Raw genomic sequence first — 8,601 nt, 5'->3', positions numbered from 1 at the left:
GCGTCAGATGTGTATAACTGCCTGAGGCCCGGGGGGCCGGGCCGGGACAGGCGGGGGATTGACCGAAAAGGCCGGACTGCGCAGGCACTGGTGGACCGGCGGACCAGGCGGGGATTAGCTGGTCAGGCGGACCAGGCGAGCCAGGCAGTCCATGCGGACGGCTCAACTCGCCGCCGTGCTGAGACTCCCGGTTTTCAGCCGGATCAGTTCGTCCGCCGTCAGGCTGTTCAGGAGTCGATCGGGCGTTACGCCGCCCTTGCGGACCATGGAGAGTCCAAATTCTATGTAGTCCAGTTCATCCACGTGATGGGCGTCGGGTCCGATGCTGAACCGGGCGCCCCGGCTCATGCCGTAATCGAGATGCCGCCAGTCCAGGTCGAGACGGTGGGGATTCGCATTGACCTCTACGGCGACATCGTGAGCCACCGCTTCGTCGATGAGGCGGGCCACGTCCACGGGATAGCCGTCCCGGGCCAGCAGCAGCCGGCCCGTGGGGTGTCCCAGGATGGTCGTGTGCGGATTCCGGATCGCCTTGACCATGCGTTCGGTCATGTCCGCTTCGGACATGTTGAACATGGAGTGGACGGAAGCCACGACCAGGTCGAAGGAGGCCAGGACCTCGTCCGGGTAGTCCAGGCTTCCGTCGGGGAGGATGTCGGACTCGATGCCCTTGAGGATGCGGAAGTCGTCATAGCCGGCGTTCAGTTTGTCGATTTCCTCCTGCTGCTCCATGACCCTTTCGATGCTCAGTCCCTGGGCATAGGCCGCGGTCCGGCTGTGGTCGCAGACCGCGATATAGCCGTACCCCCGCGCACGAGCGCCCTCGGCCATCTCCCGGAGACTGTGCATCCCGTCGCTGTAGGAAGTATGGTTGTGGATCACGCCGAGGATATCCGCCTTCGACGGCAGTTCCGGCAGCCGGTTTTCCGCGGCCATGGCGACCTCGTCTCCTCCTTCCCGCAGTTCCGGGGGTACGAACTGAAGACCGAGCAGGTCATAGATCACGGATTCGTCGGGACAGGGGATCACGGCGCGGTCGTGAATGACGTGCCGGTCGGTAATGGTGATCCCCCGGTCGTCGGCGTGCCGGGCGATCCTCGTTCGATGGCCTTCGCTGCCCGTCCAGTGGTACAGCGTGACGGCGAAGGTTTCGTCCGGCACGCAGTGGACCCGCACGGGCAGACCGGATGGACCGATGACGGTCAAGTCCCGGCCGTCCTGCTCCCGCACCTCTCCGAAACGATGCAGGATGGGCTTGATCCCCTCCGCGTCGGGATGGCCGACGACGAGGTCTGCCTCGCGGATGACTTCCATCCTGCGCCTTACATCGCCGGCGACCTCGGCGCGCCAGACGTCGGGGTGGCGGAGCAGGTCGTCCGCCAGGGATTTCGCCTCCTTCATCGCCCGGTCCAGGAGATGGAACCCGCGCGAACGCTTGATCAGGTCGATCCCCTTGAGCACGCGCTCCTGGGTCTTGGCGCCGAATCCGTCCAGCTTGACGAGACGGTTCTCCCGGCAGGCGTATTCCAGTTCCCCCACGGTATCGATGTCGAGATGATCGTAAATCGTCCGGATCTTCCGCGCTCCAAGGCCGGAAATAGTGAGCATTTCCTGGAACCCGGCCGGCACCTCCTGAACGAGGGTCTGATGATAGCTCGACTGCCCGTCCCGGACGAGTTCGGTGATGTGGCGCACCATGGAAGCGCCCAGGCCGGGGACCTTGCCCAACCGGTCTTCGTTCACCATATCCGCTACCGGTTCAGAGAGGGTCTCCACGCGGCGTGCGGCGTTCGCATAGGCGCGGGTCTTGAAGGTGTTCTCGCCCTGCAGGATCAGGAGTGATCCGATCTGGCTGAGTACCTTGCCGATCTGTTTGTTGGTCATGACTGGATTCCGTCCTGGCGCGTCCTAACGTCCCGGCGCGTCTTGACGTCCCGGCGCATTTTCAACGTGCTTAACGCGCGGTGCGGACGTTCTCTCGGCAGGCTTCGACGAATTCCGGCAGCCTTTTCACGAATTCCGATCTCGGCACGGCCTGTTCGCAGCCCGCCTCCCGGGCAAGTACGAAGGCTTCGGGCCGCGTGTGCCGTCCGTAGGCCATCATGGGTACGTCCCTGGTCGCTTCACCGGCCTTCAAGTGCGAGATCAGGCCCACGGCGTCGGTACGCGAAAGATCGAGATCCACGATGATCGCGGCGGGTGGACCGCTCTCGGAGTCACCCGAGATTTCGCTCGCTTCCGCCGCGAAGCGCGGCTTGCCGCCAAGCTGTCGGATGGTCTCTCCGATCTTGACGGAGAAAAACAGGTCGTCTACCACGACGAGAATGTTATGGTCAGGCATCACGGCTCCAGGCTCGCATCACGCTGGCTGACGGGGTTTCAACGTTTCGGCAGTTCGAATATACAGGCGGGAGTCGGCCGCAAACAAGGGGATTGTTTCGATCCGGCTCGTGTTCCACGCGTGTTCCAGGGGTGGACCTGCAGGGGCCCGTCCGGGCGAGTCTGCCGGTGCCGGTCCGGGCGAGGCTGTCGGCGACCTCCCAGATGAGTGTGGATTTTTTCCAATCTAATTGTTGACACATACATAATCAAACTATATATTTATCCCTGTCTAAAAATGACACTGTTTCGATCCAAACATGCCATTGCCGTATCTGGATGTTCCCATGCCCACGCCTGCCACCGAAGATTACCTGAAAACCATCTACAAGTTGCAGGAGAACGCCGAAACCGCGTCTACCAATGCCGTTGCGGACCGGATGGGCGTATCGGCGGCCTCCGTCACCAACATGATGAAGAGGCTGTCGGAGTCTGGTCTGGTCGAGCACCGGCCCTACCAGGCGATCAGGCTGACCGACGCGGGCAGGAAGATCGCCCTCGAGATCATTCGCCATCACCGGCTGCTGGAAGTGTACATGGCGGAAGCGCTCGGGTTTACGTGGGACCAGGTGGACGCGGAAGCGGAACGCCTCGAACACGTAATCTCCGAAGAGTTCGAGGACAAGATAGACGCCATGCTGGGATATCCTACAACGGATCCCCACGGCTCGCCCATTCCGACAAAGGACGGGGCCATCGCCACCTCGAATCACGAGAAGCTGTCCGACATGGAAGCCGGCCGTACCGTGGTCATCCGCCGCGTGACCGACACGGATCCGGAGTTGCTCCGGTACCTGGCGAAACTCGGCCTGCGGCCGGAAAACACCGTGGAGGTACTGAATAAGGAGCCCTTCGAAGGCCCCATGCTCCTGCGCATTGCTGGAGAGGAACACCACATCGGGCGCCAGGTCGCGCGTACCGTCCTGGTCGAAAGCCTGGCGGCCGGCGAAGGAAGCGACGAAGGGCTGGCAGACCCATGACCGGTATCATCGTGCTCATCGTCGCCGGCGTAATTTTCGTGCCGCAATACGGCCTGTTCTGGCGCATCCGGCGCCGGCGCTGGCTGCAATCCCGTCAGGCCGTGGAGGACGCCCTCGCCCATCTGCACCAGTTCCAGCACGACGGCCGCCCGGCGTCCGTGGAGTCCCTTTCCAATACCCTGGGCACGTCGACGAAACACACGCTGGTCCTGGTCAACCGCATGGCGCAACTCGACCTCGTGGTCGTGACGGGCCAGGGCATGCGGCTCACGGCGGCGGGCCATCGTTGGGCGCTCCAGATCGTCCGTGCCCACCGGCTGTTCGAACGGTATCTCGCCGATGAAACTTCGGTGCCCCGGGAAGAGATCCATGCCCGCGCCCACCGGCTGGAGCATACGGTGACCGAGGCGCAGGTCGACAAGATGGACGCCGACATGGGCCATCCCGCATTCGATCCCCAGGGGGATCCGATCCCGAACGCCTCCGGCGACATGAAGGAAATCGAAAGCCAGAAGCTCGTCGACTGGCCGGCGGGCGTTCCGGCGCTGATCGTGCATATCGAGGACGAACCGCCCGAAGTGTACGCCCAGATCATCGCCGAGGACCTCCATCCCGGGATGGTCATCACGATCGTGGACATGTCGTCTGTGCGGGTGGTCATCGGCACGCCGGACGCCGAACACGTGCTGGCGCCGGTCGTGGCCGCGAACGTGTCCGTGCGGGAGGCGCCCACCGAAGACGTCGAACCGGCGGGCGTACCGCTCACCACGCTGGAAAGCGGCGAGGCAGGGCGGGTCGTCGGGCTGGCGCCGGCCTGCCAGGGTCTCACCCGAAGGCGGTTCCAGGACCTGGGCCTCACGCCCGGCGCACGCGTCGAGCGGGTCATGCAAAGCGCCTTCAGCGATCCCACGGCCTACCGGGTTCGCAATACGATGATCGCGCTGCGCCGTGAACAGTCCGATCTGATCCGGATCGAAAAAGCACCGCGGAAGGAACAGGAGATCGACGCATGAGTAACGACGCCGCACCGCAAGGAACGGCTGCACCGCAAGGAACGCCCGGAACGCAAGGAACGGCTGCACCGCCCGGTCATGACTGCGCGTCGTGCGCGCTGCAGGAGAACCTGGTGCAGATGGGCGTTTCGCTGGACCGGTGGGACTATGTCATCGCCCTGGCGGGGAACCCTAACGTGGGAAAGAGTACGGTCTTCAACGCCTTGACCGGTCTGAAGCAGCATACGGGGAACTGGCCCGGGAAGACGGTGAACCGGGCCGAGGGCGGCTTCGAGTTCAACGGCAGCAGGTACAAGATGATCGACCTGCCCGGCACGTATTCCCTGCTGTCGGCGTCCATCGACGAGGAGATCGCCCGGGACTTCATCCTCTTCGGACGCCCCGACTGCACGTTGATCGTCGTCGACGCCACCATGCTCGAGCGCAATCTCAACCTCGTGCTCCAGGTGCTGGAGATCACGGAAAGAGCGGTGGTCTGCCTGAACCTGATGGACGAGGCCGCGCGCAAGGGGATCTCGGTGGATCACCGTTCGCTCTCCCGGGAACTGGGCGTGCCGGTCGTGCCCGTGTCGGCCCGGAAGAAAGAGGGACTGGGCCTGTTGATGCGCACGGTCGCCGACGTGATCCAGGGCGAGATAAAGAACGCGCCGCGGCGCATAACGGGCAACGACGAACTCGACCGGACGGTGGATTCAATCACGGGCATGCTTCAAGCATCCTATCCGGACCTGCCGAACCCCCGCTGGATCGCATTCAGGCTGCTCGACGGCGACTACCGGGTGCGTCGGGCCCTGGAAACGGGCGAATTCAGCCGGATGGGCATCCAGGCCGGTGCAATGGACGGGAAATGAAATCATGAGCGAGACTTCGACAAAAACCACGGCCGGCGAGGACATTCTCGGACGGGTCGAGGAGATGCAACGAGGCCTGGACGGATCGTACCGGGATGAAATCGTCGAGGCCATCTACCAGGATGCCGAGGCGATCACCCGGAAGGTGGTCCGCACCGACGAAACGGCCTCCTATCCCTGGGACCAGAAGCTGGACCGCATCGTGACCTCGAGGATCTGGGGCCTGCCGTTCATGGCCCTGCTCCTGGGCGTCGTCTTCTGGATCACCATATCGGGCGCCAACGTGCCCTCCTCCCTGCTGGCGGAAGGACTGTTCTGGCTGGGTGCGCGCGGCGTCGAGCTCTTCGAGTGGCTGGGCATGCCCTGGTGGGTCACCGGATTCATCTGGCACGGCGTGTACCGGGGACTGGCCTGGGTGATCGCCGTCATGCTGCCGCCCATGGCGATCTTCTTTCCCATATTCACCATACTGGAAGACCTGGGATACCTCCCCCGCGTGGCCTTCAACGTCGACGCCCTGTTCAAGAAAGCGGGCGCCCACGGCAAGCAGGCGCTCACCATGAGCATGGGGCTGGGCTGCAACGCGGCCGGGGTCGTGGCCTGCCGCGTCATCGATTCCCCCCGGGAGCGGCTGATCGCCATCCTGACCAACAACTTCATGCCCTGCAACGGGCGGTGGCCCACGCTGATCATACTGGCCACCCTCTTCGTGGCGGCGGCCTTCCCGCCGGCCTTCGCGGCCATGGCCGCGGCGGGCTCACTGGTCCTCATCGTCCTGATCGGTGCAGCGACGACCCTGCTGGTGTCGGCCGTGCTGTCCCGGTCCTTCCTCCGGGGCGAAGCCAGCAGCTTCACGCTGGAACTCCCGCCCTACCGGCGTCCCAGCATCCTGCGCGTGCTCTACACCTCGCTGATCGACCGGACGATCTTCGTATTGTGGCGGGCTGTGGTCATGGCCGTGCCGGCGGGCGGCGTGATCTGGCTGCTGAGCAACATCCACGCCGGGGGACAGAGCCTGACGGTCTGGGTCTCGCAGTGGCTGGAACCCGTGGGCCGGGCCATCGGTCTCGACGGCGTGATCCTGCTGGCCTACATCATCGCCATACCCGCCAACGAGATCGTGGTCCCGACCATCATCATGGCCTATACCGGCGCGGGCATGATGATCGAACTGGACACGATGGCCGAACTGCAGCATCTCCTGGTGAACCAGCAGGGGTGGACGCTCCTCACCGCCGTCTGCCTGATGCTCTTCTCCCTGCTGCACAACCCCTGTTCGACGACCATGTGGACGGTCTACCGGGAAACCAGGAGCGTGAAGTGGACCGTGGTGAGCGGCCTCATGCCCCTGGCCATCGCCTTCCTCCTGCTTTTCATCGTCGCCCAGACCGCCTACTGGATCATGGGGCTGGCGGGATGGTGAGCAGGTAGCCTTTCTCCTTCAACACCGCTACGATGCGTGAAACGGAACGGTCTACCGGATCGGTCTCGGACGCGACCTTCACCTCCGGATCAAGCGGCCTTTCGTAGGGGTAGTCCACGCCGGCGAGATTGCGCAGCAGACCCCTGTCCGATTTGACGTAACAGCCCGTGGTATCGTGCTTCCGGCACCAGTCCAGCGATGCGTCGACAAAGACTTCCACGTACCGGTCGGATCCGATCCGCTCGGCCACCTGGCGGCGACCTTCTTCACTCGGCGAGATGAAGGAGGCGACGACAATGAGGCCCGCGTCGTTGAGCACCCGTGCGCATTCGGCCACGCGCCGCAGGTTCTCGGCCTGGTCCGCCGCCGAGAAGCCCAGGTCCCGGCTGAGCCCGCTGCGGACGACCGAACTGTCCAGCACCACCACCGAGTATCCCTCCTCGTACAGCGCCGCCTCGAGTCCGAAGGTGACGGCCGACTTGCCCGATCCCACCAGTCCCGTAATCCAGATCGTGCAGGGCTTCTGTCCAAAACGCGCGACACGCCGATCCGGGTCCACCAGGCTGGATCGCTTCGACGTGGAGGCGCGGGGTTCGGAACCGGCGTCCACGTCCATGGGCACGCGGTCTTCCGGCAACCGGTCTATGATCATGCCCGCGGCCACGGTATGGTTGGTCAGGTAGTCCACCAGGATGAAACTCCCGGTCAGCCGGTTGTTCTGGTACGCGTCGTGGAAGAGGGGTCGGTTCGAGGTCAGGGCCACGCGTCCGATATCGTTCAGCGCAAGACGGGAAACGTCGACTTTGTGCAGGGTATCGACGTCGATGCGGTAGTCGACGTGATCGATGCTCACGCGGGCGGTCTGCGTGGTCTGCTTGATCAGGTAGTGACGCGACGGGTCCATGGGCGCCTCGCCCATCCAGACCATCATGGCTTCGAACCGCCGGTCCACGTGGGGCAGGTTCTTAGGATGGACGATCATGTCGCCCCGGCTCACGTCCACCTCGTCCTCCAGCTGCAGCGAAACGGACATGGGCGGATAGGCCTCATCGAGGTCGCCGTCGAAACTGGACACGGACTTCACCCGCGTCCGGTTCTGCCCGGGCAGGACCAGCACTTCATCCCCGGGCCGGACCACGCCGGACAGCACCGAACCCGCGTAGTACCGCGCGTTCTGGTGGGGGCGGATGACGTACTGCACGGGGAAGCGCAGGTCCACCAGGTTGCGGTCGGTAAGGAACTGCACGTCCTCCAGGATATCCAGCACGGTTTGCCCATGATACCACGGCATGCTGCCGCTCTTCTCCACCACGTTGTCGCCGAGGAGGGCGCTCACCGGAACGAGCCGGATGTCGCTCACGTTCAGCTTGGCGGCGTAGTCCAGGAAGACACGGCGGATGTCGTCGAAAACCGCTTCGCTGAAATCCACCATGTCCATCTTGTTCACGGCGACGACGAGGTGCTGGATGCCGAGCAGCGAAGTGATGAAGGCGTGGCGGCGGGTCTGCGTCAGCACGCCGTTGCGCGCGTCGACGAGCACGATCGCCAGGTTGGCGCCGGACGCGCCGGTCGCCATGTTCCGGGTGTATTGTTCGTGGCCGGGGGTGTCGGCGATGATGAACTTCCGCTTCGGCGTCGAGAAATAGCGGTAGGCCACGTCGATGGTGATGCCCTGCTCCCGCTCGGCCTTGAGGCCGTCCAGCAACAGGGCCAGATCGGGCGCTTCGTCCTTGCGGGACATCTGCCTGAGGGAGGCGAGGTGGTCCTCGTAGATGTTCTTCGAGTCGGCCAGGAGCCTGCCGATCAGCGTGGACTTGCCGTCGTCCACGCTGCCCGCCGTACTGAAGCGCAGCAGTTCCTTTTCTTCGTTCTGGGTTAAAAACGTCCGGATGTCGGTCATTTCAGGTTGCGCTGCCGGTCGTGAGGCCGGACCGCCGCTTCAGTGGCCGGACCGC

Annotated in this window: 7 protein-coding genes; 4 read left to right on the top strand and 3 right to left on the bottom strand. The window is 64.1% G+C overall.

What is annotated here, in order from left to right; all coding sequences use genetic code 11:
- Positions 1 to 162 precede the first annotated feature (162 nt).
- Together polX and F4X08_15960 are read right to left on the bottom strand one after the other, a co-directional pair.
- Positions 163 to 1,884 (bottom strand): DNA polymerase/3'-5' exonuclease PolX, encoded by a 1,722-nt coding sequence (gene polX / locus F4X08_15965; GenBank protein MYD27295.1) that lies wholly within the window; start codon positions 1,882 to 1,884, stop codon positions 163 to 165.
- Positions 1,885 to 1,954: 70 nt separating this feature from the next.
- Positions 1,955 to 2,341 (bottom strand): hypothetical protein, encoded by a 387-nt coding sequence (locus F4X08_15960; GenBank protein MYD27294.1) that lies wholly within the window; start codon positions 2,339 to 2,341, stop codon positions 1,955 to 1,957.
- Positions 2,342 to 2,666: 325 nt separating this feature from the next.
- On the opposite strand from F4X08_15960, the gene F4X08_15955 reads away from it, so the two are divergent.
- Genes F4X08_15955 through F4X08_15940 form a run of 4 tightly spaced genes read left to right on the top strand, consistent with a single transcriptional unit; the run spans position 2,667 to position 6,646 of the window.
- The gene (locus tag F4X08_15955) at positions 2,667 to 3,359 is read left to right on the top strand and encodes a metal-dependent transcriptional regulator (GenBank protein MYD27293.1); all 693 of its coding nucleotides are present in this window, start codon (positions 2,667 to 2,669) and stop codon (positions 3,357 to 3,359) included.
- Positions 3,356 to 4,372 carry a hypothetical protein gene (locus F4X08_15950; protein MYD27292.1) on the top strand — a complete coding sequence of 339 codons (1,017 nt, stop codon included), beginning with the start codon at positions 3,356 to 3,358 and terminating at the stop codon, positions 4,370 to 4,372. Before F4X08_15955 ends, F4X08_15950 begins: the two co-directional genes overlap by 4 nt.
- The gene (locus tag F4X08_15945; GenBank protein MYD27291.1) at positions 4,369 to 5,223 is read left to right on the top strand and encodes an iron transporter FeoB; all 855 of its coding nucleotides are present in this window, start codon (positions 4,369 to 4,371) and stop codon (positions 5,221 to 5,223) included. The genes F4X08_15950 and F4X08_15945 overlap by 4 nt, the downstream gene beginning before the upstream one ends.
- A 4-nt stretch (positions 5,224 to 5,227) precedes the next feature.
- Positions 5,228 to 6,646, top strand: coding sequence for a ferrous iron transporter B (locus F4X08_15940; protein MYD27290.1), 1,419 nt, complete (start codon positions 5,228 to 5,230; stop codon positions 6,644 to 6,646).
- On the opposite strand, the gene cysN is transcribed toward F4X08_15940, so the two are convergent.
- Complete coding sequence (gene cysN, locus F4X08_15935; GenBank protein ID MYD27289.1) at positions 6,624 to 8,546, bottom strand: sulfate adenylyltransferase subunit CysN; 1,923 nt, start codon at positions 8,544 to 8,546, stop codon at positions 6,624 to 6,626. The two genes, F4X08_15940 and cysN, sit on opposite strands and share 23 nt — an antisense overlap.
- Positions 8,547 to 8,601 lie beyond the last annotated feature (55 nt).

Source organism: Gemmatimonadota bacterium (genome assembly GCA_009841265.1).
Classification (GTDB): domain Bacteria; phylum JAAXHH01; class JAAXHH01; order JAAXHH01; family JAAXHH01; genus JAAXHH01.
The sequence above is the reverse complement of the archived record's forward strand: the minus strand, read 5'-3'. Positions and strand labels throughout refer to the sequence as shown.